27 protein-coding genes and 1 pseudogene are annotated in these 26,697 nt (G+C 72.5%); 14 read left to right on the top strand and 14 right to left on the bottom strand.

All coding sequences use genetic code 11. From position 1 onward, the window contains the following. Entirely contained in the window at window positions 1-696 is a 696-nt protein-coding gene (locus V5P93_RS28015; RefSeq protein ID WP_104479523.1) for a helix-turn-helix domain-containing protein, read from the top strand. Here the strand turns inward: V5P93_RS28015 and V5P93_RS28010 are convergent. Both V5P93_RS28010 and V5P93_RS28005 read right to left on the bottom strand, forming a co-directional pair. Then, window positions 668-1,855, bottom strand: a complete 1,188-nt coding sequence (locus V5P93_RS28010) for an RNA polymerase sigma factor (RefSeq protein WP_104479524.1) — start codon at window positions 1,853-1,855, stop codon at window positions 668-670. The two genes, V5P93_RS28015 and V5P93_RS28010, sit on opposite strands and share 29 nt — an antisense overlap. Further along, window positions 1,852-2,205 (bottom strand): YciI family protein, encoded by a 354-nt coding sequence (locus V5P93_RS28005; protein ID WP_104479525.1) that lies wholly within the window; start codon window positions 2,203-2,205, stop codon window positions 1,852-1,854. Before V5P93_RS28005 ends, V5P93_RS28010 begins: the two co-directional genes overlap by 4 nt. Before the next feature lie 213 nt (window positions 2,206-2,418). On the opposite strand from V5P93_RS28005, the pseudogene V5P93_RS28000 reads away from it, so the two are divergent. Beyond that, a pseudogene (locus tag V5P93_RS28000) lies at window positions 2,419-2,517 on the top strand (RNA polymerase subunit sigma-70); the annotation flags it as partial. A gap of 64 nt (window positions 2,518-2,581) precedes the next feature. Here the strand turns inward: V5P93_RS28000 and V5P93_RS27995 are convergent. From V5P93_RS27995 to yaaA, 3 genes are all read right to left on the bottom strand, one after another. Continuing rightward, a complete protein-coding gene (locus tag V5P93_RS27995; protein WP_245931302.1) occupies window positions 2,582-4,459 on the bottom strand; it encodes a DEAD/DEAH box helicase in 1,878 nt (625 codons plus the stop codon). A gap of 342 nt (window positions 4,460-4,801) precedes the next feature. After that, entirely contained in the window at window positions 4,802-5,794 is a 993-nt protein-coding gene (locus V5P93_RS27990; protein WP_374065094.1) for a serine protein kinase RIO, read from the bottom strand. A gap of 269 nt (window positions 5,795-6,063) precedes the next feature. Next, entirely contained in the window at window positions 6,064-6,807 is a 744-nt protein-coding gene (gene yaaA, locus V5P93_RS27985) for a peroxide stress protein YaaA (RefSeq protein WP_104479526.1), read from the bottom strand. 62 nt (window positions 6,808-6,869) lie between these two features. Here yaaA and V5P93_RS27980 point away from each other — a divergent pair, with 62 nt between their 5' ends. Then, window positions 6,870-7,832: a GNAT family N-acetyltransferase gene (locus V5P93_RS27980; protein WP_104479527.1), complete on the top strand. Its 963-nt coding sequence runs from the start codon at window positions 6,870-6,872 to the stop codon at window positions 7,830-7,832. A gap of 492 nt (window positions 7,833-8,324) precedes the next feature. Here the strand turns inward: V5P93_RS27980 and V5P93_RS27975 are convergent, their stop codons facing one another. Continuing rightward, the gene (locus tag V5P93_RS27975) at window positions 8,325-8,750 is read right to left on the bottom strand and encodes a VOC family protein (protein WP_181043517.1); all 426 of its coding nucleotides are present in this window, start codon (window positions 8,748-8,750) and stop codon (window positions 8,325-8,327) included. A 50-nt stretch (window positions 8,751-8,800) separates the two neighbouring features. Here V5P93_RS27975 and mtnA point away from each other — a divergent pair, with 50 nt between their 5' ends. Together mtnA and V5P93_RS27965 are read left to right on the top strand one after the other, a co-directional pair. Continuing rightward, on the top strand, window positions 8,801-9,772 hold the full coding sequence (mtnA, locus tag V5P93_RS27970; RefSeq protein WP_104479528.1) for an S-methyl-5-thioribose-1-phosphate isomerase: 972 nt from the start codon (window positions 8,801-8,803) through the stop codon (window positions 9,770-9,772). Between the two features lie 59 nt (window positions 9,773-9,831). Then, entirely contained in the window at window positions 9,832-11,583 is a 1,752-nt protein-coding gene (locus tag V5P93_RS27965) for a proline--tRNA ligase (RefSeq protein ID WP_104479529.1), read from the top strand. A gap of 39 nt (window positions 11,584-11,622) precedes the next feature. Here V5P93_RS27965 and V5P93_RS27960 read toward each other — a convergent pair whose 3' ends face one another. From V5P93_RS27960 to V5P93_RS27945, 4 genes are read right to left on the bottom strand one after another with little or no spacing between them, the layout of a single operon-like run. Further along, window positions 11,623-12,429 carry a hypothetical protein gene (locus tag V5P93_RS27960; protein WP_104479530.1) on the bottom strand — a complete coding sequence of 269 codons (807 nt, stop codon included), beginning with the start codon at window positions 12,427-12,429 and terminating at the stop codon, window positions 11,623-11,625. Next, the gene (locus tag V5P93_RS27955) at window positions 12,426-13,157 is read right to left on the bottom strand and encodes a haloacid dehalogenase-like hydrolase (protein WP_104479531.1); all 732 of its coding nucleotides are present in this window, start codon (window positions 13,155-13,157) and stop codon (window positions 12,426-12,428) included. The genes V5P93_RS27960 and V5P93_RS27955 overlap by 4 nt, the downstream gene beginning before the upstream one ends. A gap of 23 nt (window positions 13,158-13,180) precedes the next feature. Then, the gene (locus tag V5P93_RS27950; protein WP_146108038.1) at window positions 13,181-13,957 is read right to left on the bottom strand and encodes a hypothetical protein; all 777 of its coding nucleotides are present in this window, start codon (window positions 13,955-13,957) and stop codon (window positions 13,181-13,183) included. A gap of 34 nt (window positions 13,958-13,991) precedes the next feature. Then, window positions 13,992-14,696 (bottom strand): hypothetical protein, encoded by a 705-nt coding sequence (locus V5P93_RS27945; protein ID WP_104479533.1) that lies wholly within the window; start codon window positions 14,694-14,696, stop codon window positions 13,992-13,994. A gap of 129 nt (window positions 14,697-14,825) precedes the next feature. On the opposite strand from V5P93_RS27945, the gene V5P93_RS27940 reads away from it, so the two are divergent. Continuing rightward, a complete protein-coding gene (locus V5P93_RS27940; RefSeq protein ID WP_104479534.1) occupies window positions 14,826-15,815 on the top strand; it encodes a hypothetical protein in 990 nt (329 codons plus the stop codon). Between the two features lie 9 nt (window positions 15,816-15,824). Here the strand turns inward: V5P93_RS27940 and V5P93_RS27935 are convergent, their stop codons facing one another. Then, entirely contained in the window at window positions 15,825-16,235 is a 411-nt protein-coding gene (locus tag V5P93_RS27935; protein ID WP_104479535.1) for a secondary thiamine-phosphate synthase enzyme YjbQ, read from the bottom strand. Window positions 16,236-16,258: 23 nt separating this feature from the next. Between V5P93_RS27935 and V5P93_RS27930 the strand changes: the two genes are divergently transcribed. Together V5P93_RS27930 and V5P93_RS27925 are read left to right on the top strand one after the other, a co-directional pair. Continuing rightward, window positions 16,259-17,290, top strand: a complete 1,032-nt coding sequence (locus V5P93_RS27930; protein WP_104479536.1) for an aminotransferase class V-fold PLP-dependent enzyme — start codon at window positions 16,259-16,261, stop codon at window positions 17,288-17,290. A 34-nt stretch (window positions 17,291-17,324) separates the two neighbouring features. Continuing rightward, the gene (locus V5P93_RS27925; RefSeq protein ID WP_104479537.1) at window positions 17,325-18,089 is read left to right on the top strand and encodes a hypothetical protein; all 765 of its coding nucleotides are present in this window, start codon (window positions 17,325-17,327) and stop codon (window positions 18,087-18,089) included. On the opposite strand, the gene V5P93_RS27920 is transcribed toward V5P93_RS27925, so the two are convergent. Continuing rightward, window positions 18,073-19,044 carry a YafY family protein gene (locus V5P93_RS27920; protein WP_104479538.1) on the bottom strand — a complete coding sequence of 324 codons (972 nt, stop codon included), beginning with the start codon at window positions 19,042-19,044 and terminating at the stop codon, window positions 18,073-18,075. The genes V5P93_RS27925 and V5P93_RS27920 overlap by 17 nt on opposite strands. A gap of 66 nt (window positions 19,045-19,110) precedes the next feature. On the opposite strand from V5P93_RS27920, the gene V5P93_RS27915 reads away from it, so the two are divergent. Further along, window positions 19,111-19,470: a VOC family protein gene (locus tag V5P93_RS27915; protein ID WP_104479539.1), complete on the top strand. Its 360-nt coding sequence runs from the start codon at window positions 19,111-19,113 to the stop codon at window positions 19,468-19,470. A 22-nt stretch (window positions 19,471-19,492) separates the two neighbouring features. Continuing rightward, complete coding sequence (locus V5P93_RS27910) at window positions 19,493-20,284, top strand: hypothetical protein (protein WP_104479540.1); 792 nt, start codon at window positions 19,493-19,495, stop codon at window positions 20,282-20,284. Between the two features lie 58 nt (window positions 20,285-20,342). Here V5P93_RS27910 and V5P93_RS27905 read toward each other — a convergent pair whose 3' ends face one another. After that, window positions 20,343-20,819 (bottom strand): ferritin-like domain-containing protein, encoded by a 477-nt coding sequence (locus V5P93_RS27905; protein WP_104479541.1) that lies wholly within the window; start codon window positions 20,817-20,819, stop codon window positions 20,343-20,345. Continuing rightward, complete coding sequence (locus tag V5P93_RS27900; RefSeq protein ID WP_104479542.1) at window positions 20,816-21,292, bottom strand: hypothetical protein; 477 nt, start codon at window positions 21,290-21,292, stop codon at window positions 20,816-20,818. Before V5P93_RS27900 ends, V5P93_RS27905 begins: the two co-directional genes overlap by 4 nt. 167 nt (window positions 21,293-21,459) lie before the next feature. Here V5P93_RS27900 and rimP point away from each other — a divergent pair, with 167 nt between their 5' ends. The 4 genes from rimP to infB all read left to right on the top strand — a co-directional run bounded on the left by rimP (window position 21,460) and on the right by infB (window position 26,594). Beyond that, window positions 21,460-22,020, top strand: coding sequence for a ribosome maturation factor RimP (gene rimP, locus V5P93_RS27895; RefSeq protein ID WP_104479543.1), 561 nt, complete (start codon window positions 21,460-21,462; stop codon window positions 22,018-22,020). Then, window positions 22,017-23,030 carry a transcription termination factor NusA gene (gene nusA / locus V5P93_RS27890; protein ID WP_104479544.1) on the top strand — a complete coding sequence of 338 codons (1,014 nt, stop codon included), beginning with the start codon at window positions 22,017-22,019 and terminating at the stop codon, window positions 23,028-23,030. The genes rimP and nusA overlap by 4 nt, the downstream gene beginning before the upstream one ends. Before the next feature lie 21 nt (window positions 23,031-23,051). After that, on the top strand, window positions 23,052-23,420 hold the full coding sequence (locus tag V5P93_RS27885; protein WP_104479545.1) for a YlxR family protein: 369 nt from the start codon (window positions 23,052-23,054) through the stop codon (window positions 23,418-23,420). Between the two features lie 90 nt (window positions 23,421-23,510). After that, entirely contained in the window at window positions 23,511-26,594 is a 3,084-nt protein-coding gene (gene infB / locus V5P93_RS27880; protein WP_104479546.1) for a translation initiation factor IF-2, read from the top strand. Window positions 26,595-26,697: the final 103 nt, after the last annotated feature.

Below are 26,697 nucleotides of genomic sequence, written 5' to 3'. Positions count from 1 at the left end.
GTGGGCTACCGCGAGCAGCCGTCGACGCGACCGGGCATCGCCTGCCTGTGGTCGCGGGACTCGGCCACGGGCGGCGCGGCGCTGATCGTGCCCGACGCGTGCGTCGACGTCATCTGGCACCGCGAGACCGGGCGGCTGTGGGTCGCGGGCCCGGACACCGGCCCCCACCGCTCCGCCGTGGGTCCGGGGACCCTGGTCGGCCTGCGGTTCGAGCCCGGCCACACGGCTTTGGGCGTCCCGGTGAACGAGCTGCGCGACGCGCGGGTGGACCTGGCGGACCTGTGGGGCGGCCGGGGAGCCGACTTGGCCGACCGCCTCGCGCACACCTCGACCCTGCTTGCAGCCCAACGCCTGCTGTTGTCGGCGTTGCCGAGCGAGCTGGACCCGGCGGCGGCGGCGATCGGGGCACTGGCCCGCCGGACGGGCAGCGTCCGGGAGATGGCCGAGCGGCTGGGGTTGGGCGAGCGGCGGCTGCACCGGCGCGCGGTGGCCGCGTTCGGGTACGGGCCGAAGGTGCTGCACCGCGTCCTGCGCTTCCAACGCGCCCTGGCGCTGGCACGGGACGGGATCGGGCAGGCGGAGGTCGCCGTGCGCGCCGGGTTCGCCGACCAGCCGCACCTGGCCCGTGAAGTGCGGGCGTTGTCCGGGGAGTCGTTGGGCGCCTTGGTCAGGCCAGTCGCTGGGCCCGGTCAGTGAGGTGGATCCGTTCGGCGAGGCTCGACGCGCGGCGGGCGGCTTCCAGGTAGTCGGCGTGCGCGGCCTCGACGTCCCCGGCCAGTTCGCGGAGGTGGGCCCTCGTCGCGTAGAGGCGGTGGTGCCGCCGCATCCGCTTGTCCTCGGTCAAGGGCTCCAACTCCGCCAGCCCGGCTTCCGCGCCGCGCACCATCGCCAGCGCCACGGCGCGGTTCAGGGTGACCATCGGGCCCGGGTTCACGGTGGCCAGCAGGTCGTACAACCCGAGGACCTGCGGCCAGTCCGTCGCACCGGGCTCCGAGTGGACGGCCGCGATGGCCGCCTGGAGCTGGTAGGTGCCCACCCGGCCGCGCGGCAGCACCGAGCTGATCAACGCGACGCCCTCCGCGAGCAGCTCCCCGTCCCACCGTGACCGGTCCTGGTCGGCCAGCGGGACCAGGCGGCCGTCCGCCGTGGTGCGCGCCGGGCGGCGGGCGTCGGTGAGGAGCATGAGGGCCAGCAGACCGGCGACCTCGGTGTCGTCCGGGACCAGCCGGTGCAGCAGCCGGGTGAGGCGGATGGCCTCGTCGGAGAGGGCGGGGGCGGTGAGGTCGGGGCCGTCGGTGGCGGTGTAGCCCTCGTTGAAGATCAGGTACAGCACGTGGGTGACCGCGTCGAGCCGGTCGGGGGAGGGGACGCCGAAGCCGCTGCCCTTGATCGTCTGCTTGGCCCGGCTGATCCGCTGCGCCATGGTCGCCTCGGGTACCAGGAACGCGGCCGCGATCTGGCCCGTGGTCAACCCGCCGACCGCGCGCAGCGTCAGCGCCACCCGGCTCGGGTCGGACAGCTCGGGGTGGCAGCACAGGAACAGCAGTTCCAGCGAGTCGTCCCGGTCCGGGACGGGACCGCCGAGCAGCGCGGCCTGCGGCGTGGCCAGCGCGTCCTCCCGGCGGCGGCGCGCGGACTCGCTGCGCACGTGGTCGAGCAACCGCCGCGTCGCGACCGTCAACAGCCACCCGCGCGGGTTGTCGGGAACACCGTCGACGGGCCACTGCGTGGCCGCCGCCACCAATGCCTCCTGTACCGCGTCCTCACACGCGTCGAACTGCCCGTGCCGCCGCACCAACGCCCCGAGAACCCGCGGCGCGAGTTCACGCCACAGGTCCTCGACGCCCCCGGTCACCGCGACTCGTGCAGGATCGGCCACAACTCCACCGGAGTCTCATCCGCCCACGGCATATCCGCCGCGATGGCCTGCGCCCGCTCCTCGCTCTCGACGTCGAGCAGGTAGAAGCTGGCCATGTACTCCTTGGTCTCCAGGTAAGGCCCATCGGTGATCGCAGGCACCCCACCCTCCCGCCGCACCAACCGCGCGTTCACCGCGTCCGCCAACCCGTACGCCCCGAACAACTCCCCGGACTCCCGGTACTTGGTGTTGAACGCCTCCTGCTTGGCCAGCGCCTCCGGCCACGCCTCGGCGGGGAAGGAGTTCCACTTTTCCTGGTTCCCGTAGACCATCATCAGGTACTTCATCTCGTTGCCTCTCTCTCGTGGCCCTGCTTGCACCCACCAGTCGGAGCCACACCGCAACTCTCGACATCACCCGCCGAGGATTTTTCCCCGAGTTTCACCACGCCGGTCCAGGCGGATCCGGCTCCCGTGTGCGTGGCGGAACCCGACCTCGGGCCACCGGGATCGCCCGAACGGGCGCCGGACCACCCGTTCCGGAACGATGACCCACGCGGTGAGCCGTGGGGGTTGGTCCGAGCCGCGCGAGCAGGCGACACGGCCGCGTTCGGGACGCTCTACGACCGCTACGTCGACGTGGTCCACCGGTACGTCGTTCCGTCCCCGGAATGCGCGAAGGCGGTCTCCCTCGGGTGAGGGAGACCGCCTTCGCGGTTCGTGCTCAGTCGCGGTCGCGCCAGCCCTGGGTCAGGTGGGCGCGGCGGGTGGCGCGGTTGCCGTTGTCGCGCGGCTCGGACTCGCGGGTGCGGGCCGGTCGGTCCGCACCGCGGGACTCCGTGGTCCCACGGCCGCGGAAGTCGTGGCCGCCGAACTCGCGCGGGCGGGACGCCCGGTTGTCCGACTCACGCCCACGGGAACCCGCGGACTCGCGCTCGCGGTACGGGCGGCTGCCCGAGTCGCGGTTGTCCCGGCTGTGGCCGCGGTCGTCGCGGTTGCCGTAGCTCCGCTCCTCCCGACCCGCGAAGCCGTCGCGGCGGGAGTCCTCGCGCGGGCGGTAGCCGCGGTCGTCGCGGCCCCGGGAGTCGTCCGACCGGAACTCGCGGGTGGCGGACTCGCCGCGGGGGGCGCGGTCGTCGCGGCCCGCGTACTCCCGGGAGCGGTTGCCGTGGTCGCGGTGGTCGCGGCTCGGCTCGCGGCGGTCGTCGCGCGGGTGGCCCGAGCGGGCGCCACGGCCCTCGAAACCACCGGTGCGACGCCGGAACTCGCCACCGGTGCGGCGGGCGGTGTGGCCGCTGCCGCGCGGGGCGCGCGCGGGCGGCGCCTTCTCCACCACCGGCTCACCGCTGGGCACGCGGGCCCCGGTGATCCGGATCAGGTCGGCGTCGCCGGGCTTCACCCGGGTGTGCTCCGGCTTCACGCCCGCCTTGTCGGTCAACCGCATCACGCCGCGCCGCTGGTCGTGGGTGACCACGGTGACGACGGTGCCCGCCTCACCGGCGCGCGCCGTGCGGCCCGCGCGGTGCAGGTAGTCCTTCGGGTCCGCGGGCGGGTCCACGTGCACGACCAGGCTGACGCCGTCGACGTGGATGCCGCGGGCGGCGACGTCGGTGGCCACCAGCACGGGCATGTCGCCCTCGCGGAACTGGCTGAGCACCCGGTTGCGCGCGCCCTGGGTCTTGCCGCCGTGCAGCGCCCCGGCCCGCACGCCGACCGACCGCAGCTTGTCCGCGAGGCGGTCGACGTGGTGCTTGGTGCGCACGAACATGATGGTGCGGCCCTCGCGCGCGGCCACCTCGGTGATGACGTCGGCCTTGTCCTGCTTGGACACCAGCAGCATGTGGTGCTCCATCGTGGACACGCTGGCGGTGGCCACGTCGACCGAGTGCGTCACCGGGTTGTTGAGGTAGCGCTTCACCAGCTGGTCGACGTCGCCGTCCAGGGTCGCGGAGAACAGCAGCACCTGGCCGTCGGGGTCGGTGCGGTCGAGGATCTCCCGCACCTGCGGCAGGAAGCCCATGTCCGCCATCTGGTCGGCCTCGTCGATGGCGCTGAACTGCACGCCGTCGAGGATGCACGTGCCCTGGCGGACGTGGTCGGAGAGCCGACCGGGGGTGGCGATCAGCAGGTCGACGCCGCGGCGCAGGGCCTCGGCCTGGCGCGGGAACGACATGCCGCCGACCGCGGTGCGGCACCACAGGCCCAGCGACTTGGCCAGCGGCGTCAGCGCGTCGCTCACCTGCAGGGCCAGCTCGCGGGTCGGCACCAGGATCAGGCCGCGCGGCTTGAGCGGCTGCGCGGTGCCACCGTCGAGACGCGACAGCAGCGCCAGCCCGAAGGCCAGCGTCTTGCCGGAACCGGTCTGCGCGCGGCCGAGCACGTCACGGCCCGCGAGCGCGTCCGGCAGGGTCGCCGCCTGGATCGGGAACGGCTGGTCGATGCCCGCCTCGGCCAGCGCGCGCAGCAGCGGCTTGGGCAGGCCCAGGTCGGCGAAGGTGACGTCGTCGCCGTCGAAACGGCCCTTCCCGCTCTGCCGGTGCCGCGGCTTGCGCTCGTCGGCCTCGGTGGTGGGGTCGTTCGTGGGCAGGGCAGAGTTCTGCACGGGGTCCTCTCCGGACGTTGGCACGTCTCGGGAGGCTCCGCCCTCACACGCTCACGAGGTCGGCAGGCTTTCACACGGACGAGCCCGGCACGCTGCCTGCGTGCCGACGGTTGGGTCAGGTGGCACCGATGGCCCTTCCGGAGTCATCCAACCGACGCCGAACGGAACGCGAACGCGGTACGCCGCTCACGATGCCCCCCAACTCTACCCGACCCGGTGACCGACCAGCGCCGCGCGGGACCGAGATCACCCTCGACCAGCCGGAACCCGCCTTCCGCCTGCGAACCGCGGGCACGCCGGAGCGGGGTGGGCGCGATCACACCCACCCCGCTCCGGCGAGGGTCATCCGAGGCCCGCGACCTCCAGCAGGTGCGCCGTCACGGTCCCCGGGTCGCAGACGGTCTCGGCGAGGCCCTGCGCGGCGAACCAGCGCGCGACGTTGGCGACGTCGCGCGCCAGGAACTCCGGGCCCGCCGGGTTGGCGATGAGGTCGACGACCTGGGGGAGGTCGATCAGCATCAGGTGGCCGTCGTGGACCAGGAGGTTGTACGCGGACAGGTCGCCGTGGGCGACGCCCTGGCCCGCGAGCAGCTCCAGGGCCGCGACCAGCTGCTCCCACAGCTCGCGCAGCTCGTCACCGGCCGGTCGGGCCTGGGCCAGCCGGGGCGCGGCCGTGCCGTCCTCGGTGCCGAGGAACTCCAGCAGCACCTCGATGCCGTCGCGCTGGGCCGGGTACGGCACCGGCGCGCCGACCGACCACAGCCGCGACAGCGCCGCGAACTCGGCCACCGCCCACTGCTCGGCGATCAGGTTGCGCCCGAACGACGTGCGGTTCGCGATGGCCCGGGTCTCCCGGGACCGGCGCATCCGCCTGCCCTCCAGGTAACCGGCGTCGCGGTGGAACAGCCGGTGTTCCCCGCTGCGGTACCGCTTGGCCGCCAGCAGGCACCGGGGCCCGTCCGGCACGGCCCGCTCGACGAGGAAGACGTCGGCTTCCTTGCCGGTCTTCAGCACGCCGAGCTCGGTGTCGGCCGCGGCCAGGTCGGTGACCAGCCAGGACGGTCGCGGGTGCGGCCCCTGTTCGCTGTCGCCCCAGGTGGACCAGCGGTCGGTCCCGGGCGGCAGCTCCTCGGCGGCGGTGTAGGCGTCGTCGCGAACCCGGCTGAGCCGCAGGCGTTCCGCCTCGGTGAGCCGTCCGGAGCGCTGCGGCTGCGGGTCCTCGGTGGACCTGCCCCGCCGCATGCGGGTGGCGGACGGCGCGTCGTCGTCCCAGTCGTCCCAGTCGGTGTCACGACGGGCGCGGGAGGAAGCGTGGGTGAGATCGTGCTCTCGCACGGGTGGGACTCCTTGGGTGGAAGGACGCCCCACCCAGCGTCACGCCAGTGGGGCGGGTGGACGGGACAGTGCCGCGCCCACAACGACAGTCATCTGCACAGCGCACCTCCCTGCTATCCACCGGCATCTCCACCGGTCCGTGCGGCATAGCCTCCACTACCCGCCCAAGCCCCGCAACCCATTTATCGCACCGCTGTGACCAGCGAAAACACCGTCCGGTCCGGCTGCTCCGACGGGTGCCTCGGGGCAAGGTCCGGGCGTTCGGCCCGTCAGGGCTCGACGACCAGGTCGAAGGCCCGCCGGTCGGTCGGCTCCAGCCGCATGCCCGCGGCCTTGGCCACCGACACCAGGCCCCGGGTCGAGCCGGGCTCGCGCGGGGTCGTGGCGAGCGCGGCGGCGAGCTTCCCCTTGTACGCCTTGTTGAAGTGGCTGACGGTCTTGCGCCTGCCGCTCGTGTCCTCGGTGACCACCCGCACCGTCACGGCGTCGGGGATCGCCGCCAGGTTCGCGTAGGCGCCGGACCGCAGGTCGACCACCAGGTCATCCACAGTGGACAGAGTCTTCTCCAGGTCGGCCCGCCACACACCGCGCAGGCCGCCCAACCCGGGCAGGACCGTGCCACCCGAGAGGCGGTAGGCCGGGATGCGGTCGCCCGCCCGCACGACACCGAACAGCGCCGACGCCACGGCCAGCCGCCGATCGGCCCGGCGGCGCTCGGCCTTGGTGAACCGCCCGACTTCCATGGCGTCGTAGAGGACACCGGTGTACCGCTCCAGCGCGGGCCGCGTCGGGGAGCCGAACAGCTCGGCGTTGCGCTCGACCTCGTCCACCTGGCGGTCGGACAGACCCAGCGCGGTCAGGCTCGCGGCCAGGTCGCCCGCCAGCGCCACCACGGCGTCGGCGACCCGCGCGCGAACCGGGTTCAGCTCCGGGAACGACAGCGCGCCCAGGTCGAGCGGGGCGCCGTCGCCACCCTCGCTCTTGGTCTCCGACGGCGGAAGCAGCACGAGCACCAGCCGAGCCTAGAGATAATCCGGTCGAGTGACCCGCCCCGGGTGACCTAGCTTCCGCTCACGTGACACCCAGCAGCGACCTGACCTGGCGCCCCTTGACCCGATCCGACGCACCCGCCTGGATACGCCTCACCACCGACATCGGCGCGGCGGACTCGACCAGCCAACGCCGAGACCTCAACGACTTCGAACGCCTCCTGCTGGACACCGAACCCACCGACACCGTCGCCGTGCTCGACGGCGACACCCTGGTCGCTTACGGCGTCGCGTGGGCGCGCGCGGGCACCCCGGTCGACGACGCGCAGGTGCGACTCTCCGGCGGCGTGGCCCCGGCGTACCGCCGCCGAGGCGTCGGCCGCCAACTACTCGAACGACTGCACGAGTCCGCCATCGCCGTCGGCGCCCGCCTGTTCCCCGGCGTGCCGGTGACCGCCGTGGTCCCGGTCCACGAGTCGACCACCGACCTCCCGCGCCTGCTGGCCACGGCGGGCTACGACCCGACCCGCCCCTTCTTGGTGATGGGCGCGACCCTCGCCGAGACCGCCGCGCCCTGGCAGCCACCGGACGGCTTGGTGCTGGAGCACTACCGACCCGAGTTCGGCCAAGCGTGGCGCCTGCTCCGCAACGCCACCTTCGCCGACCACTGGGGCAGCTACCCGGTCACCGAGCAGGCCTGGCGCGACCACTTCACCGGTGACGTGGATTTCGCCCCGCGCTTCAGCGTCCACCTCCGCGACCCCGGGTCGGGGGACCTCGCCGCCTTCGTCCTCTGCTGCGCCCGCCCGGACTCCCGAAACCTCGCCGTGGTCGACGTCGGCACCCTCCGCTCGTGGCGCGGCAAGGGCTTGGCGGGCTTCCTGCTGACCCAGGTCATGCACGAAGCACGAGCGGAAGGCTACGAAACCGCCACCCTCGTCGTAGACGCCCTGAACCCCACCGGCGCCGTCACCGTCTACGAACGCCACGGCTTCACCACCACCGACCGCTGGACCCGCCACACCCTCCCGCTGACCCCCGCGGGCTAGCGATTCCCACGGTCCGCCCCGGAACCTGCTCGAAGTCGGCAGCCTGCCGATACCGGGGTGGCGGCGACGCAGGCACCCCGTGACACGTCGACAACGAGCGTGCCCACGCTCACCGGTACCCGCCTACGAACCTGCCCGTCGAGAGCGGTACGTCTCCACGGAGACCCGGCACGTCCCTGGAGGCCCGGCACGTCCCCGGGGGCCTGGCAGGTGCCCCGGAGACTCGGCACGTCCCCGGAGACCCAGTAGGTGTCCACGGGCATGACCACAGCACGCGCCTGTGGTCTGAGCACGGCGGTTCCGGGGGAGCGCCTGCCTGAGCCGGTGTCCTCGCGGCGGCCTTCTGCCTTCACCCCCGCCACGCCGGTGCGTGATCGCCGGGGCGTGCCGGTCGCGGCAGGCCCCGCCCGTTCGGCCGCGGACCTCGCCTATATCAGCGGACCTGGCCCATTCGGTTGTGGAGACTCCTCCTCTCTCCTCGACCTCCAGCACTCAGCCGTTGGTGGACCCCACGCAGAACTCGTTGCCCGCGGGGTCGGTCAGGGTGGTCCAGCTCAGCCCCGGGACCGCGTGTTCCCCTAACGGCGTGGCCCCCAGCCCCACGAGCCTGGCCACCTCGGCCGCGCGGTCCGGGGTGTGGAAGTCCAGGTGCACCCGGTTCTTGGTCACCTTCTCCTCCGCCACCCGCTGCAACCCGACGCCCACGGCCTGCTCGCCGCTCGCCGGGCCGAGCAGGACGAACTCGCCGCCGTAGTCCGCGGTGATCTTGTAGCCGAGGGCCTCGGTCCAGAAGGTCGCGAGGCCGCGCGGGTCGGCGCAGTCGATGGTGACGGTCACGATGCCGATGCGGTCGCCGGAGTGCTGACCGGTCGCCGTCGGGTTGCCGGACGCGGTGTTGGTGTCGATGTCTTCGCTCATGCCGGAAAAGGTACCCACGGCCACCGACAAAACCGCCCAGCCAAGCCAGAATGATCGACGTGCGCACCATCGACTGGCAGTCCGACCACATCGTCATCATCGACCAGACGCGACTACCCGCCGAGGTCGTCACCCGGAATCTCCACACCGTCCCCGGGTTGATCGACGCGATCCGGTCACTCGCCGTGCGCGGCGCCCCCGCACTGGGGGTAGCGGGCGCCCTTGGGGTGATGCTCGCCGCACGGTCCACAGCGGACCCCGACGAGGTCCGCGCCCTGGCCGCCGACCTGCGCGCCGCGCGCCCCACCGCCGTCAACCTGGCCTGGGGCGTCGACCGCGCGCTGTCCCGAGTGGAAGAAGGCCCGGGCGCCGTCGAGGCCGTGGCCATCGACACCCTGGAAGCGGACGTCCGCCTCAACCGCGCCCTCGCCGCCCGCGCGGCCGACTGGCTCCTCGACCGCCTCCCCGCCCCGTTCAACGCCATCACCCACTGCAACGCGGGCGCCCTCGCCTGCGTCGAGTGGGGCACCGCGCTCGGCGTCCTGCGCGCCGTCCACGAACGCGGCGCCCTCGGCCACGTCTACGCCGACGAGACCCGCCCCCTGCTCCAGGGCGCCCGCCTGACCGCCTGGGAGCTGCGCGGCCTCGGCATCCCCCACACCCTCGTCGTCGACTCCGCGGGCCCCTCCGTCATCGCCCGCGGCCTCGTGCAGGCCGTCGTCGTCGGCGCCGACCGGATCGCGGCCAACGGCGACGTCGTCAACAAGATCGGCACCTACCCGCTGGCGCTGGCCGCCGCCCGCGCGGGCATCCCGTTCGTCGTCGCCGCCCCCGAGTCCACCGTGGACCCGGACACCCCGGACGGCGCCGCGGTCGAGATCGAGGTCCGCGACCCGGCCGAGGTCACCGGCGGCGCCGCGCCCGCGGGCACCGACGCGCTCAACCTGGCCTTCGACGTCACACCGGCCGACCTGGTCACGGCGATCGTCACCGAGGCGCGGGTGGTAACCCCGATGCGCTGACCTGCGGCGGGTCACTACGCTTCGTGGGCACCACTCGTGCTTACCCGAGGAGCCTGACCGTGATCACCAGGATGTCGTCGTTGTTCCTGCGCACCCTGCGCGAGGACCCGGCGGACGCCGAGGTGCCCAGCCACAAGCTGCTGGTGCGCGCCGGATACGTCCGCCGCGTCGCCCCGGGCATCTACTCCTGGCTGCCGCTGGGTCTGCGGGTGCTGCGCCGGATCGAGGGCATCGTCCGCGACGAGATGGACTCGATGGGCGCGCAGGAGATCCAGTTCCCGGCCCTGCTGCCCCGCGAGCCCTACGAGGCCACGAACCGCTGGACGGAGTACGGGCCCAACCTGTTCCGCCTCAAGGACCGCAAGGGCGGCGACTACCTCCTCGGACCGACGCACGAGGAGCTGTTCGCGCTCACCGTCAAGGGTGAGTACAGCTCGTACAAGGACTACCCGCTCTCGCTCTACCAGATCCAGACCAAGTACCGCGACGAGGCGCGTCCCCGCGCGGGCATCCTCCGGGGCCGCGAGTTCCTGATGAAGGACTCGTACTCCTTCGACCTCACCGACGAGGGCCTGGTCGCGTCCTACCAGGCCCACCGCGCCACCTACGTGCGCATCTTCGACCGGTTGGGCCTCAAGTACGTCATCGTCAAGGCCACCTCCGGCGCGATGGGCGGTTCGGCGTCGGAGGAGTTCCTGGCCGAGGTGCCCATCGGCGAGGACACGTTCGTGCGCAGCACCGCGTCCGACTACGCGGCGAACGTCGAGGCCGTGGTCACCCCCGCGCCGCCCGCGCGCCCGCTGGACGGGCTGGCCGAGGCGCAGGTCCACCACACGCCCGGCACGCCGACCATCGACACGCTGGTCGCGTACCTCAACGAGGCCGGTCTGGGGCGTGAGTTCACCGCCGCGGACACGCTCAAGAACGTCCTGCTCAAGACCCGGCAGCCGGGCGCCAAGGAGTGGGAGCTGCTGGCCGTCGGCGTCCCCGGCGACCGCGAGGTCGACATGAAGCGGCTGGAGGCGTCGCTGGAGCCCGCCGAGGTCGCGGTGCTCGACGAGGCCGACTTCGCCCGCAACGCGTTCCTGGTCAAGGGCTACATCGGTCCGCGCGCCCTGCTCGACAACGGCGTCCGCTACCTGGTCGACCCGCGCGTGGTCACCGGCACGGCGTGGGTCACCGGCGCGGACAAGGCCGACCACCACGTCATCGATCTGGTCGCGGGCCGCGACTTCACCCCGGACGGCACCATCGAGGCCGCCGAGGTCCGCGAGGGCGACGCCGCGCCGGACGGCGAGGGCACCCTGGTGGCCGCGCGCGGCATCGAGATCGGCCACGTGTTCCAGCTGGGCCGCAAGTACTCGGAGGCGCTGGGCCTGACCGCCCTGGGCGCCGACTCGAAGCCGATCACCATCACCATGGGTTCGTACGGCATCGGCGTCTCCCGCCTGGTGGCCGTCGTCGCCGAGCAGACCCACGACGCGTCGGGCCTGGTGTGGCCGCGCCAGGTGGCGCCCGCGGACGTGCACCTGGTCATCGCGGGCAAGGACGACACCCTCCGCGAGGCGGGTGAGCGGCTGGCTCAGGAGCTGCACGGCCGCGGCCTCGACGTCCTGCTCGACGACCGCGCGGCGGCGTCGCCGGGGGTCAAGTTCAAGGACGCGGAGCTGGTGGGCGTGCCCACGATCCTCGTGGTCGGCCGCGGGCTGGCGAACGGGGTCGTGGAGGTCAAGGACCGGGCCACCGGCGACCGCGCGGAGATCGCGGTCGACCAGGTCGTGGACCACCTGGTGACCGTCGTCCGCGGCTGAGGCACCCGGGTCGGCCCGCCTCGTCGGCGGGCCGACCCGTTACGCCGGGCGGAGGCTGGAGATGACCTTGTCGGCGATGTCGGCCGGTAGCGAATCCGAGACGCCTTGGTCCTGGTACATCATGAACAGCACGGTCTTGGTGCCGCTCTTGAAGGCCACCCCGGTGAACAGCACCGTGGGGGAGGGGCACGGGCCGGGGTGGTCGACCGTCAGGGTCGCGGTGGCCACGTAGGCGTCCACCCGGCCCGAGTCGACCTTGGCGGGCTTCGGGTCCGTGTACGAGACCGGCGACCGGGTGTTGTCCGCGTTCAGGGCCGCGGCGTCGGCGAAGGCGCGGGTGCCGATCCGGCTGGCCTCGCTCAGGTCGAGGTCTCCGGCGGAGACGAAACCTGTGTGGCCGCGGTAGGAACCGGCGGCGTTGGGGCAGGCTTCCGGCAGGTACGTCGTCACGTCGTGCATGAGGACGACCGGGTTCTTCTCGTTGTCCTCGAAGCCGACGACCAGGTCCGGTGCGCCGACCTCCCAGTCCTTCGGGACGTCGTAGGCCGCCTTCTCCCGGCTTGACCGCACGGTCTGCCAGTCTGGCGCCACGGGCGCGGAGGACCCTCCGGCGGTCGTAGTAGTGGTGGTCGTCCTACGGCGCGACGTCGTGGTACCGGTGGTCGACGTCATCCAGATGCCGTCCTGCGCGACCGGAGTACCCGGCTCCGTGTGTTCGAGCAACGACCCGGTGATGACGGCACCCGCCACCACTACGAGCAGCAGGACCAGCCCCACCACCAACGGAGTCTTGCGGCGCGGTGGTGGTGCCGAGAACGTGCCGAACCCCTGATACGCGCCACTCATGCGCCAGACGGTAGTTGGTCCTCCACCCGCCCGGTAAGCGCGGTCAGCACCGCGTCGGTGTCTGACAGATCCGTGAACACCAGGTCCGCCCCGCACGCCGTCAGGTCCTCGACCGTGTACCGGCCGGTTGCGACCCCCGCCGCCACCGCGCCGTAGTGGTGCGCGGCGGCCACGTCGTGCGGTGTGTCGCCGATGACCACTACGCGCGTGAAACGCGTGTCGTGCTTGGTCTCCGCGGCCTCGACGGCCGCCGAGACCAGTTCGTGGCGGTCGGCCGACACCGAGCCGTACCCGCCGATCGCGAAGTCGACGTACCGGCCGAGCCCGAACGGCGCCAGCTTGCACTCCGCCAGCTCCAGCAGGTTGCCCGTGACCAGCGACTGCACCACGTCCGATCGCTCGGCCAGCCCCCGCAGTACCTCGATCGAGCCGGGGAGAGCGCTGCCGAGCGCGGCCAGGTCGGCGCGGGCGGCGTTGGCGATGGCGACCAGCTCGGCGTACATCCGCCGGACGTGGTCCTCGGTCCAGTCGACGCCGTGCGCCTCCAGCAGCTCCAGCGTGATGGACCGCTCGGTGCGTCCGGGGAAGGACGGCACGTGCGCGATCTCCACACCGCAGACCGCGGTCAACGCCTGGCCGTACCACTGGTGTCCGGTTCCGCTGTAGTCGACGAGCGTCTGGTCGACGTCCCAGAGGACGAGGGTGCTGGGTCTCGGGTCGCGAGTCACCAGGCCATGGTGGCACGAGCGGATCAGCCGGTCGGCCGCGCGCTCTCGGCGATGGCCGCCAGCTCGTCGGCCGGCACCGGCGCGGGTGTGTCCGGGCCGCCCACGAGGTCGCCGTTGACGACCAGCATGCGCATACCGCCCGCGTAGTCCAACAGCACGATCCAGAGGTCACCCTTGGTCGCGAGGCACTGTTCGCCCTTGGTGGTCACCGTGGCGCGGACAGCCACACCTTTCGCCTCTTCGCCCTTGTCGCCCTTGCGGGTAATCGCCTGCGGGGTGCCTACGACCACGTCCGTGCCGGTACCACCGTCGTACAGCTCCTTGCCGAACGCCTTCGCCAGGTCCGTCACGCGCTGGTTGATCTCACCGCCGCTCACGGTGCCACTACCGACCACACCGCGCGTGTAGTCCTTGCCGCCGCACTGGTAGGGCGCGCGGATGGCCAGGTGGTCGATTTTCACCTCGGGCAGGCTGGTCAGCGCGAAGGAGGCGGTGCTGTTCGACAGCGCCCAGGACTTCGGGACGTCGTAGGTCAGCTTCGCGTCGGGGTTCGCCATGGTCTGCCCGTCCTCGACCTTCGGCCGGGAGGTCGTAGTGGTACTGCTCGGGGCCACCGGGTCGGATTGGACGACCGGCGTACCCGAGGTTTCCTGGTTGAGCAGCACGACGGTGACCACGGCACCCAACGCCACTACGAGCGCCACAGCCGCGATGACGACAATCAACCGGCGGCGGTCGCGCTTGGGTTGCGGGGGCTCGTAGAAGCCGAAACCCTGGTAGTCGCTGCCGGGATAGGTCACGAGCCCGGACAGTACCGCCGATCCCACGAGTCCGTCAGTCGTTGGACCGTACGCTGTCGGCTATCGCCCTTAGATCGTCCGATGACGCCAATGGCACGTCTTCGCCCCGGTCGTCGGTATCCGCGCCGAACACCACCACCGACGTTCCCTCAGCCGTGGCGAGTGCGATTACGGACACCACACCGCGCGTGCTCGCGCAGCGGTCGGCCACATCGTCGGCAACCACCTCGGCCTCCGCGTGCACGAGTGTTCCGCGCGCGCCGTCGCGCACCAGCGGGGTCGGATGGGACAACGTGACCTTGGCGGTCTGGCTGCCGTCGCTGTACTGGTCGGCCGCGATCGCCGCGGCCAGCTCGGCGGCCGCGTCGGCCGGGTCGCCATCCACCCGACCGGAGCCGCTGAACGCGCGGCCGTACTCCGCGCCCTGGCACAGGTACGTGCCGAAGTCGGTCAGGTGCCCCAGCACGGTCCCGCTGGAGGACTCCAGCGTCTCGGCCTCGGGGGCCAGCGCCCAGTCCGGCGGCACCTCGTAGCGCACACCGGACCCGCCGTCCTCGACGACCTGCCAGCCGGGCACCGCCGCGGACCGGGGCGAGGCGGCGCGGGTCTGGGTCGGCGCGACCTCCACCGCGTTCGGCCTGCCGTGATCGTCGTCCCCGCCGAGCAGGGACACGGTGGCCAGCAGACCCCCGACGGCCGCGAGCGAGATCGCGGCGACGGTGACGCGCTGGATACCCACGCGTCGAACCTAGTCCGATCCGCTCCGCGCGCGTGATCCAGCTCTAATTCAACGTGCGTTGACTTGAGTTCGGGCGCACCCGTACCCTTCCGACAGTAATTCAACACCTGATGAACAAGGAGGTCGGTGATGTCCCCCCGCCGTCCCGCCGCCCTGATCGCCCTCCTGGCGGTCGCGGGCGCGGTAGTCGCCACCGTGCTCGGATTCCTCACTTTCGGCGCTCAGGCGAGCGCTCAGCCCGACGGCGTGCCCCTCGCCGTGTCCGCGCCACCGCCGATGCGGCAGGCCGCGGACCGCCTCGCCGCCCACGGCGGTGACGCGATCAGTTGGCGGCTGACCTCGCCGGAGGAAGGTCGTCGGGCTTTGGCGGACAAGGACGTCTACGGCGTCCTGGAACTGACCCCCAACGGGACCACCGTCGTCCTGTCCGGCGCGGTCAACCCCCATGGGACGCAGATGGCGCAACAGGTCCTGACGGGTGCGGCCTCCGCGCTCGGGAGTCCCGTGCGTACGGAGATGCTCAACCCGGCCACTACGGCAGGCCGGACGGCGCCTTTGGCCGCGACAGCGTTGTTGTGGGTAGGCGGACTCGTGGCCGGCGCGGGTCTTGTCGTCGTCGGCGGTCGTCTTGGTCTGCGACCCCAGTGGACTCACCGGTTGGGCTTGGTGGCCGGTGTAAGCGTTGTGGGCGCGGGTGCCGTGACCGGCCTGTTGTTGTTGTGGGACGGGGGATTGCCGGTGGACGGCAAGGTGCTCGGCTACCTCCTCTTGACCGCCGTCGCCTTCAGCTCCCTCCAAGCCGCCCTGCTCCGCCTGCTCGGCATCCGCGCGATGGCCATCCTGGGACCGCTGTACCTGATCGCGCCCGCGGTGGCCGGGCAGGTCCCCGAGATGCTGAACCCGGTCTACCGCGCGCTGCTGTGGTCCTGGACGCCCTTCCGCTTCGCCGCCGAAGGCCTGCGCAGCCTGCTCCAGGGCGCCTCGTCGGCTCCCGACGTGCTGCTCGGCGTCACGGTCCTGGCCTGCCTCGCGGTCGTCGGTCTCGCTGTCGCGCTGTTCCCGAGCCGTGCCGGGGACCCGGCCACGACGCCCGCGGCGGACCTCGTCGCCGCGCACTGAAAGCGCGGCTCAGCCGCGCAGGTAGCTGAGGCGGACCTGGCGGACCGGGTTGTCGACGTTGGTGTCGACCAGGCACACGGACTGCCAGGTCCCCAGCGCCATCCGTCCACTCAGGACCGGGATGGTGGCGTGCGGCGGCACGATCGCGGGCAGCACGTGGTCGCGGCCGTGGCCCGGGGTGCCGTGGCGGTGGCGCCACCGCCCGTCGGCGGGGAGCAGGTCCTTCAGCGCCGCCAGCAGGTCGTCGTCGCTGCCCGCCCCGGTCTCGATGACGGCGACGCCCGCGGTGGCGTGCGGTACCCACACGTGCAGCAGACCGTCCTCCGCGCCCGCCGCCGCGAGGAAGGCCGCGCAGCGGTCGGTCAGGTCGTGGACGGTCTCGCGGTCGCCGGTGCGGATCTGGATCTCTTCGCTGTGCACGCGCTTACCGTAGGGTCGGTGGTGTGCGCACCGCCTTCGGAGAGCAGTTCGACGTCCCCGCCGGGTACCTCAACACCGCCAGCATCGGCGTACCGCCGGTCTTCGCCGCCGAAGCCATGACAGACGTGATCGGGCGGTGGCGGCGCGGACAGGACAACGCGCCCGACTTCGACCCCATGGTCGCCACCGCGCGTGAGTCGTGGGCGGCGTTGGTAGGCGTCAACCCCGAGCGGGTGGCCATGGGCGCGACCGTGGCGGAGATGATCGCCCTTATCGCGGCGGGCGTACCGGACGGCACACGAGTCGTCACCGTGCGCGGCGAGTTCACCAGCGCCACGTTCCCTTTCGCCGCCCAGGCTTACCGCGGTGTGACCGTCACCGAGGTCGACGCCGACGACCTGACCGACCGCGCCCCCGAGTTCGACCTCGTCACGGTCAGCGCCGTCCAATCCGCGGACGGCGCTATCGCCGACCTCGACGGACTACGGGCCGCAGGCACCCCGGTGCTCCTCGACGTCACCCAGGCCCTCGGCTGGCTCGCGGTCGACGTCTCCTGGGCCGAATGGGTGGTCGGCGGCTCCTACAAGTGGCTGATGAGCCCCCGAGGCGTCGCGTGGCTGGCGATCAGCCCCGACGCTCCCGACTGGATCCGGCCGCACAACGCCAACTGGTTCGCCGGACAGGACCCTTGGACCTCCATCTACGGTCTCCCCCTCCGACTCGCGGACAACGCACGCGCCTTCGACACCTCACCGGTCTGGTTCTCCGTCACAGGCGCCGCAGCGACGCTCCCGTGGCTGGTGAAGCTGGACCGCCGAGCCGTCCAAGAGCACAACGTGGGCCTGGCCAACGACCTCTTGGCCAGACTCGGCCTACCGCCGCGCGATACCGCCATCGTCTCCCTCAACGCCCCCGGCGCAGGAGAGCACCTGAAGGCCGCGGGTATCCGGTGCGCGGTCCGCGCGGGGCGGATCAGGCTCGCCTTTCACCTGTACAACACCGCCGAGGACGTCGACGCGGTGACCGCCGCGCTCGCTACGCACCGGGTCGAATGACACCGACGGGCGACACCAACTACTCTCGGCGTTCGTGTCGGATCCTCAGCGCCCCGGACCGCCTTGGCCACCCGAGCAGTACAACCGCGCGGGTGAGACCGAGTGGATCCCCCGTGTCCAGGGCGGCAGGCGCCCCGACGAGCCGTTCCAGTTCCAGGAGGAGACCCCGCGGCCCGCGGGCAACCCGGCCCTGACCTGGGCGCTGCGCATCGCGGGCTTGGTCGCGATCGCCGTCGTGTCCGGGCTCGTCTTCTGGTACGTCTCCTCCTCCGACGACACCACGACGGCGCAGAACCCACCACCCGTCAGCGACACCCAGGTGCCGGACGGCCAATTCGCCTTCACCAAGCACCCGGACCTGCCCAACCCGGTCCGCGACACCGACTGCGTCAAGAACTCGTACAACAACAGCAAGGTGCGCACGCTCCTGACCGACACCCGCTGCGAGAGCATGACCAGGGCCCTGTTCACCACCGAGGACGGCGGGCACAAGATCTACACCTCGGTCGCGGTCGTCCGGATGGCCAACGAGACCGACGCGCAGAAGCTGCGCGACCTCACCGACGGCAACAACACCGGCAACGTCGACGACGTGGTCAAGGCCAAGCTCGTCAAGGTCGAGGGCCTCAACACCCTCGCCAACGGCGGCTACGACTCCATCCAGGACGGCCGGGACGTCGTGATCGTCGAATCGGACTGGGCGCCGGGGGGCAAGCGCACCGAGGCCGAGGGCAAGCGCCTGGCCAAGATCAGCCTCGACGCCACCCGGTTGGGCAAGACGATCACCTCGGGGACGTGAGGTAGCGCGCGGCCGCGCCGCCGCTCTCGGCGGCCATCCGCGCGCGCAGCGTCGGCGGCGCTAGCACCTCGACCGCCGCGCCGAGGCCCAGCAACGCCGAACACGCCCAGCTCTCACCCTCGAACGGCACGGTCACTACGACCTCGTCACCGGTGGTGGTGAGATCTACGCGATCCTGCCCGTGCACGGCGACGAGCCTGCGCAGCCGGGGCAGCGTCGCCACGGACACCCGAACGGTCACCTCGACGCACTCGTGCAGGTTCTCCATCTCGTCGCGGGCGCGCGCCCACGCGTCGGCCAGCACGAAACCCTTGGGGCGCCGCACCGGCTCATCGAGCTGCTCGACGGTTTTGACCCGGGAGACGCGGTAAGTGCGCCGCTCGCCTTCTCTTAGCGCCACCAGGTACCAGTCGCCCGCGGCCAGGGCGAGGCCCAGCGGATCCACGACCCGGTGACCGAGTACGCCCGACCTGACGTACCCCAGCCGCACGCGCCGGTCCCGCCAGACGGCCTCCGCCAGCGCGGCCAGGCACGGGGTCGGTTCGGCGCGGCCGTACCACCGCACGGGGTCGAGGTGGAACCGGTCGGCGCTGCGCCGGGCCTGCTCGCGCGCTTCGCCCGTGAGCGAGGCGAGGACCTTGGTCTGCGCGCCGTCGAGGTCGAGCCCGAGCTGGGCGGCGGGGCCTTGGAGGCCGAGGAACATCAGCGCGGCGGCCTCGTCCGGGCCGACGCCGTTGAGCCGGGTGCGGTAGCCGCCGTCGAGCCGGTAGCCGCCCGCCGGGCCGCGCACGGACCGGACGGGGACCCCGGCGGCGACCAGCGCCCGGACGTCGCGCTGGACGGTGCGCTCGTCGACCTCGAGCCACCGCGCCAGCTCGCCCGCGGTGAGCTGGCCGCGCACCTGCAGGCGCAGCAGGAGGCTGATCATCCGGGCCGCGCGCACGACGGGAGTCATACCAGACAGAAGGTGTCGGGTATGCCGGGCACAGTGGTCCTCGGTCTACTTGAGAGGGAGTTTCCGATGACCGCCGACCTGATCATGTTCAACCTCGACTGCCGCGACCCCCAGGCGCAGGCGGCCTTCTACGCGCGGGTGCTCGGCTGGGCGGTGAGCCACAGTGAACCGGCCTACTCGATGATCGGGAACGGGTCGGTTTCCGTCGGGTTCGGGCAGGTGGAGGGCTATGTGCCTGCCGCGTGGCCGGATGCGTCGTCGAGCAAGCGGTACCACTTCGACCTGTCGGTGCCGGACGTGGCCGCGGCGGCCGACGAGTACGTGGCGCTGGGGGCCTCGCGGCCCGAGTTCCAGCCGGGCGGGGACCGGTGGACGGTGCTGCTGGACCCCGAGGGGCAGCCGTTCTGCCTGTGTCCGGCCGGCTGATCAACTGGCGTAGGGTTCGCGCGTGACCAGCGCGAACCCCACGCCGCAGGACTGGCGGCGGCAGTTGACCGAGGCGTTCGAGGTGTTCCTCGGCGGCCCCCTGTCGGACCACGCACCCGACGCCGACTACGCGGTGTACCTGGAGGGCAACCTCATCCACGAGGTCGGCTTCGACCGCGACCCGGCCTGGATCCGGCCATCCGCGCTCAGCGGCGCGGAACCGGTCGTCTGGGACGTCCCCCTGTTCGACGACAGCGACACCCCGTCCACCTTCGACGCGGCGCGGTCGATCTACGAGATCCACGGCGTCGACCCCGCCGCGCACCCGGCGTTCCTCGCCGACCTGGCCGAGGTCGCGTTCCAGGACAGCCTGCTGCGGGGCGCGGACCTGGCGGTCCTGGTCGACCGGCACGGCATCGACCTCACGGACCCGGCCTGGGCGGACCACTGGTACGTCACCTACACCCGCCTCACCACCGACGGCACCCTCTTCGACGCGATGCGCGTGGCACTGGCAATCGGCGACGGGCCGGAGAGCCTGCTCGACGTGGACGCGGAGCCGGAGGAGGAGATGGCTGAGCAACTCGAGGCGGTGGAGCACGAGGGTCTGCGGGCTCACCTGGGGTTCTTCTGCACGGAGGGGGACGAGGGGATGATCTTCCTGGGGGACGAGTGGGCGGGCGGCAAGTTCCTGGTGGACGAGGGCTGCGCGCCGATCGCCCACTGGGAGGAAGGCCAGTCCCAGGTCGAACTCACCGTCGTCCGCCTGAGCGAGTCGGTGGCCGGACCGCGGCCCGTCGCTGAGGTCGGGTGAGCCGAGCGACCCAGGCGGCTCCGTGCTGGGGCTCGGTGGGGATTGAAAAGAAATGCCGCTAGGGCTGGCCTGGTAGGGGTGGGGTCAAAGGGGTCAGGCCTGCCGTCTTGCGCCAGCGGGTGGAGCGGGCGGCCGAGGACTTGAGGGCGTCCAGGGCGATGCGGCGGACGTCGGGGGCGTCGGTGCGTTCCATGGCGGCCCGCCAGGCGGTCGTGGTGTCGGTCTCGGCGTTGACCACCAGCTCCAAGGCCGATGCCTGGTCGGTGACCGGTTTGGGGGGCAGGTAGGCGGGCTCGGCCGGTTCCGGGGTCGCGCCCGCCGCCCCCAGCAGGCGCCCGGTGGTGTCCCGGCACGCGCGGTGGGCGGTGGCGCCTTCGGCGATCGCCTTGTCGAACGTGGCGGGCAGAAAGGCGCTCACCAGGCCGTACACCCACACCGCCGCGTGCTCGGCGCCCAAGGCCGCCTGCACCGCCGCGAGGGTGTCCTCCGGCAAGGGCGCGCGGGACGGTGGTACCGCGGACGACGGCTGTGTCATGCCAAGACCTCCAACAGACTCACGCACCCCGCAGCCACCGACCCCACCATCCCGGCCCGGTGGCGCGGCACCGCCACCGCCACCTCCGACGCCTCGTCCGACGCGCCCTTCAAGCCCTCTGCCAAGGCGGCCTTGGGGTTCGAGGGGACCGTGGGCGCGGCCGTAGTAGTAGGGGCGGCCGAGGACGACGGCTTCGGTGGTCGCTCCCGGTCCACCTCCTTCTGCAACACCGCCGCGTGTTCCCCGCGCACCTTCGCGACCTCCTCCGCCACCCCCGCCAACGCCGGGGTGGCGGAAGCGATCGCGGACGCCAGCGCGGCGTCCGCCCGCGCACGGGCCGCCAACGCCGCCAGCGGGTCCGGAGGAGGAGGGGACGCCGGTGTCGGGGTGCACGCCACGAGACCGGTGGCCAGAGTGGACAGCAACAGCACTCGCCTGCTCACCGAAACCGGGGTCGGGGGAGTTGTGCTCACAGTCCGTCATCCTGCCAGGCCCCGCGTTCGGCCCACCGGAGCTTCGGATGATCGCCTGCGGCGGCTGCCCTTCGGCGGGCGAGATACGCTAGGTGACCACGGCAGGCGGTGCGCACCGCCCGACCGGCAGACAACCGCGGCGTCGAGCAGAACAGGGAGCGGCCAGGGTGGCCAACCAGGGAGAGCCGGACAACCCGGCGGCAGGTGACCGCGTCACGGCCGCGCTGGAGCCGGTGGTGGCGGGGGCGATCGCCGACACCGGCTTCGAACTCGAGCAGCTCGACATCGCCCAGGCCGGGCGCAGGCGCCTCGTGCGCGTGGTCGTCGACGGCGACGACGGGGTCGGCCTCGACGAGGTCGCCGTGGTCAGCCGGGCCGTCTCGGCGGTGCTCGACGAGCACGACGCCGTCCTCGGCGGCCCGTACACCCTGGAGGTCACCTCCCCCGGGGTCGACCGCCCGCTGACCCGCCCCCGGCACTGGCGCCGCAACCGGCTGCGCCTGGTCAAGGTTCGCCCGGTCGGGGGTGCGGAGTTCACCGGCCGTGTCGGCGCGGCGGACGAGACCCCCGATGGTGGCGTCGAGATGCTCGTCGACGGCGCGCTGCGCCGCGTCGAGTACGGCACGGTCGCGCACGCCGTGGTCGAAGTGGAGTTCAAGCAACCGCCGGTGGCGGAGATGGCGATGCTCGAAGGTCGGGCGTCCGGCACGGAGGAGGACGCTCGATGAACGTGGACATCGCCGCGCTGCGGGCGATCGAGCGCGACAAGGACATCCCGTTCGAAACGGTGATCGAGGCGATCGAGACCGCCCTGCTCACCGCCTACAAGCACACCGAGGGGCACCAGCCGCACGCGCGCATCGACATCGACCGGCGCACCGGCGTGGTCCGCGTGCTGGCCATCACCACCGGCCAGGACGGCGAGGTCGACGAGGAGTGGGACGACACCCCGGAGGGCTTCGGGCGCATCGCCGCCACCACCGCCCGCCAGGTCATCCTGCAGCGCCTGCGCGACGCCGAGCACGAGCGCACCTTCGGCGAGTTCGCCGCCAAGGAGGGTGAGATCGTCGCGGGCGTCGTCCAGCGCGACACCCGCGCCAACTCGCGCGGCATGGTGGTCGTGCAGGTCGGCGACACGGAGGGCGTGCTGCCCGCGGTCGAGCAGGTGCCGGGGGAGTCCTACGAGCACGGCACCCGCATCAAGTGCTACGTCGTCGGCGTCACCCGGGGCACCCGCGGCCCGCAGATCACGCTGTCGCGCACCCACCCCAACCTGGTGCGCAGGCTGTTCGCCCTGGAGGTGCCCGAGATCAACGACGGCACCGTGGAGATCCCGGCCGTGGCGCGCGAGGCGGGGCACCGCTCCAAGATCGCCGTCCGGTCGACCGTCCAGGGGGTCAACGCCAAGGGCGCGTGCATCGGCCCGATGGGTGCCCGGGTGCGCAACGTGATGAGCGAGCTGGCCGGGGAGAAGATCGACATCATCGACCACTCCGAGGACCCCGCGACCTTCGTCGGCAACGCCCTGTCGCCCGCGAAGGTGGTTTCGGTCACGGTCGTGGACGAGCGCGCCAAGACCGCCCGGGTGGTCGTCCCCGACTTCCAGCTCTCGCTGGCGATCGGAAAAGAGGGGCAAAACGCCCGGTTGGCGGCCCGGTTGACCGGCTGGCGGATCGATATCCGGTCGGACGCGGCGGCCGGCGCGCAGGCCGCTCCGGTATCCGGTTCGGCCGAGTGAGCCGGACAAGATAGACTTCCCATGGTTCGTCATCTGGAACCGGTTTCCGCTCGCCCCGGTGGCGGCCCGACAGGGTCCGGCCCCGTGCGGACGTGCGTCGGTTGCCGGACCCGGGCGGCGGACGCGGAATTGCTGCGTGTGGTGCTCGTGGACGGGGACGCGATCCCCGATCCGCGGCGTCGGATGCCGGGTCGGGGCGCGTGGTTGCACCCCGATCCGGGTTGTCTGGCGAAAGCCGAGAAGCGCCGGGCGTTCCCCAGGGCCTTCAAGGTCCAGGGACCGGTCTGCGTGGAGGGTCTGCGGTCGCTGGTAGAGCGCGCCGCAGGCGATGTCGGAACGGGATCTTCCCGTGCCGTGGAGAAGGACAGGAAGCAGGTCGACCCGTCATGAGTCAGCCGTGAAGCTGAAGACATGAACGCGCGACGATAGGACGAGGTCGACGGGAACTTGCCCGCCGGCCTCATTCAGACGAGGAGAGCAGTGGCAGGCAAGGCCCGCGTGCACGAGCTGGCTAAGGAGCTCGGAGTCACCAGCAAGGACGTTCTCGCCAAGTTGAAGGACATGGGTGAGTTCGTCAAGTCCGCGTCTTCCACCGTGGAGGCGCCGGTAGCCCGCAGGTTGCGGGATGCGTACCCCGGCAAGGGCGAGTCCAAGCCCGGACCCCGGCCCGGCCCCAAGCCGACGCCCGGCCCCCGGCCCCCGGCCCAGCGCCCGGAGCCGGTCCGCGAGCAGCCCAAGCCCCTGCAGCAGGCCCCGGCGGCCGCCGCGAGCGCCCCGGCGGCCCCGCCGGTGACCCCGCCCGCGCAGACGTCGGCGCCCGCGCAGACCGCACCCCCCAAGCCCGGCTTCCTGCCCGGCCCGCCGCGGCCCAAGCCCGCGTCCGCGCCGGTCGAGAAGCCCGTGCCCGCGCGTGAGCAGCAGGCCCCCGCGGCCGCGAGCAGCGCGCCGAGCCCGGCCCAGTCCGCGCCGCGCCCGCCCCGTCCGGAGCGGCCCGCGCAGCAGGAGCCCGGTGGCGAGCGCAAGGGCGGCGGCAACCAGGGCGGCACGGTTCCCCCGCGGACCCAGTCGCCCAAGCCCGGCCCGCGTGCCCCGCGGCCCGGCAACAACCCGTTCGGCGTCGGTGGCGGCGCGCCGTCCCCGCGTCCCGGTGGCGGTCCCCGCCCCGGTGGCCAGGGCGGCCCGTCCGGTGGCGGCGCGCCCTCGGGCGACCGCCCGCCGCGGCCCGGTGGCGACCGGCCCTCCGGTGCCCCGCGCGGCGACCGCGCGCCCGGCGGACCTCGTCCGTCCGGCCCGAACCCGGGCAACATGCCCCCCCGGCCGAACCCCGGCATGATGCCGCCCCGGCCCGCCCGTCCCGCCGGTGGCGGTCGTGGTGGCCCCGGTGGCGGTCCCGGCGGTGCCCGTGGCGGCCCCGGCGGCGGCGCGCGCGGCGGTCCCGGTGGCGGTGGCGGTGGCTTCCGCGGCGGTCCCGGTGGCGGCGGCGGTGGCGGTGGCTTCCGCGGCGGTCCCGGTGGTGGCGGTGGCGGTGGCGGCTTCCGCCCCGGTGGCGGTGGCGGTGCTCCCGCCGGCGGTGGCGGTGGTTTCCGCCCCGGTGGTGGCGGTGGCGGCGGTGGCCGTCCCGGTGCCGGTGGTCGCGGTGGCGCGGCCGGTGCCTTCGGGCGCCCCGGCGGTCCTTCCCGGCGCGGTCGCAAGTCGAAGCGGCAGAAGCGCCAGGAGTACATGGACAACATGCAGGCGCCCAGCGTCGGTGGCGTCCGCCTGCCCAAGGGCAGCGGCGAGGTCATCCGGCTCGCCCGCGGCGCCTCGCTGACCGACTTCGCCGACAAGATCAACGCCAACCCGGCCTCGCTGGTGCAGGTGCTGTTCCACCTCGGCGAGATGGTCACGGCCACCCAGTCGGTCTCCGACGAGGTGCTGGAGCTGCTCGGCTCCGAGATGAACTACACCGTGCAGGTCGTGTCCCCCGAGGAGGAGGACCGCGAGCTGCTCGACTCGTTCAAGATCAGCTACGGCGAGGACGCCGGTGACGAGGACGACCTGCGGGCCCGCCCGCCGGTGGTCACCGTCATGGGTCACGTCGACCACGGTAAGACCCGCCTGCTCGACACCATCCGCAAGACGACGGTGCACGAGGGCGAGGCCGGTGGCATCACCCAGCACATCGGCGCCTACCAGGTCGCCACGTCGCTGGACGGCAACGAGCGGCTGATCACCTTCATCGACACCCCGGGTCACGAGGCGTTCACCGCCATGCGTGCCCGCGGTGCGCAGGCCACCGACATCGCGGTGATCGTCGTGGCCGCCGACGACGGCGTCATGCCGCAGACGGTGGAGGCGATCAACCACGCGCAGGCCGCGAACGTGCCGGTCGTGGTCGCGGTGAACAAGATCGACAAGGAAGGCGCGAACCCGCAGAAGGTCCGCCAGCAGCTCACCGAGTACGGGCTGGTGGCCGAGGAGTACGGCGGCGACACCATGTTCGTCGACATCTCCGCGCGCCAGGGCACCAACATCGACGGGCTGCTCGAGGCCATCCTGCTGACCGCGGACGCGGCGCTGGACCTGCGGGCCAACCCCGACATGGAGGCCCAGGGCGTGGCGATCGAGGCGCACCTCGACCGCGGTCGAGGTCCGGTGGCCACGGTCCTCGTGCAGCGCGGCACCCTGCGGGTCGGCGACTCGATCGTGGCGGGCGACGCCTACGGCCGCGTCCGCCGCATGGTCGACGAGTTCAACGAGGACATCACCGAGGCGACCCCGTCGCGCCCGGTCCAGGTCATCGGCTTCACGTCGGTGCCCGGCGCGGGCGACACGTTCCTGGTCGTGGAGGAGGACCGCACGGCGCGCCAGATCGCCGAGCGGCGCTCCGCCCGGACCCGGGCCGCGCAGAACGCGCAGAAGCGCAAGCGCATCAGCCTGGAAGACCTGGACGCCGCGCTGAAGGAGACCAGCCAGCTCAACCTGATCATCAAGGGCGACAACTCGGGTACCGTCGAGGCACTCGAGGACGCGCTCACGAAGATCGACGTCGGCGACGAGGTCGAGCTGCGGGTCATCCACCGCGGCGTCGGCTCGATCACCGAGGGCGACATCAACCTGGCCATCGCGGACAACATCATCGTGATCGGCTTCAACGTCCGGGCGGAGGGCAAGGCCACCGAGCTGGCCAACCGCGAGGGCATCGATGTCCGCTACTACTCGGTGATCTACCAGGCCATCGAGGAGATCGAGTCGGCCCTCAAGGGCATGCTCAAGCCGATCTACGAGGAGGTCGAGCTCGGCCGCGCCGAGATCCGCGACGTCTTCAAGTCCTCCAAGGTCGGCACGATCGCCGGTTGCATGGTGCTCTCCGGCGAGATCCGGCGGAACTCCAAGGCGCGCCTCATCCGCAACGGCGTCGTCATCCAGGAGGGCCTGCCGATCAGCTCGCTGCGCCGGTTCAAGGACGACGCGGTCGAGGTCCGGGAGGGCTTCGAGTGCGGTCTGACGCTCGGCTCCTACAGCGATCTCCAGGTCGACGACGTGATCGAGACCTACGAGATGCGCGAGAAGCCGCGCAGCTAGTCCGTTGGTAACCCCCGGGGCGCACTCCCCGGGGGCCAGCCCTGGGGGCGCGGTCGCCGAACCCGCGCCCCCGGGGTTTCCCACTCACCCGTTCGGCTGATGC

It is taken from the genome of Actinokineospora auranticolor (genome assembly GCF_041897805.1).
Taxonomy (GTDB): domain Bacteria; phylum Actinomycetota; class Actinomycetes; order Mycobacteriales; family Pseudonocardiaceae; genus Actinokineospora; species Actinokineospora auranticolor.
The sequence above is the reverse complement of the archived record's forward strand: the minus strand, read 5'-3'. Positions and strand labels throughout refer to the sequence as shown.

Coding starts and splice junctions, on each gene's coding strand:
- V5P93_RS28005 (WP_104479525.1), bottom strand. CDS start 2,205: ATGAAGTACCTGATGATGGTCTACGGGAACCAGGAAAAGTGGAACTCC.
- V5P93_RS27975 (WP_181043517.1), bottom strand. CDS start 8,750: ATGAGCGAAGACATCGACACCAACACCGCGTCCGGCAACCCGACGGCG.
- mtnA (WP_104479528.1), top strand. CDS start 8,801: ATGATCGACGTGCGCACCATCGACTGGCAGTCCGACCACATCGTCATC.
- V5P93_RS27960 (WP_104479530.1), bottom strand. CDS start 12,429: ATGAGTGGCGCGTATCAGGGGTTCGGCACGTTCTCGGCACCACCACCG.
- V5P93_RS27940 (WP_104479534.1), top strand. CDS start 14,826: ATGTCCCCCCGCCGTCCCGCCGCCCTGATCGCCCTCCTGGCGGTCGCG.
- V5P93_RS27920 (WP_104479538.1), bottom strand. CDS start 19,044: ATGACTCCCGTCGTGCGCGCGGCCCGGATGATCAGCCTCCTGCTGCGC.
- V5P93_RS27915 (WP_104479539.1), top strand. CDS start 19,111: ATGACCGCCGACCTGATCATGTTCAACCTCGACTGCCGCGACCCCCAG.
- V5P93_RS27905 (WP_104479541.1), bottom strand. CDS start 20,819: ATGACACAGCCGTCGTCCGCGGTACCACCGTCCCGCGCGCCCTTGCCG.
- nusA (WP_104479544.1), top strand. CDS start 22,017: ATGAACGTGGACATCGCCGCGCTGCGGGCGATCGAGCGCGACAAGGAC.
- V5P93_RS27885 (WP_104479545.1), top strand. CDS start 23,052: ATGGTTCGTCATCTGGAACCGGTTTCCGCTCGCCCCGGTGGCGGCCCG.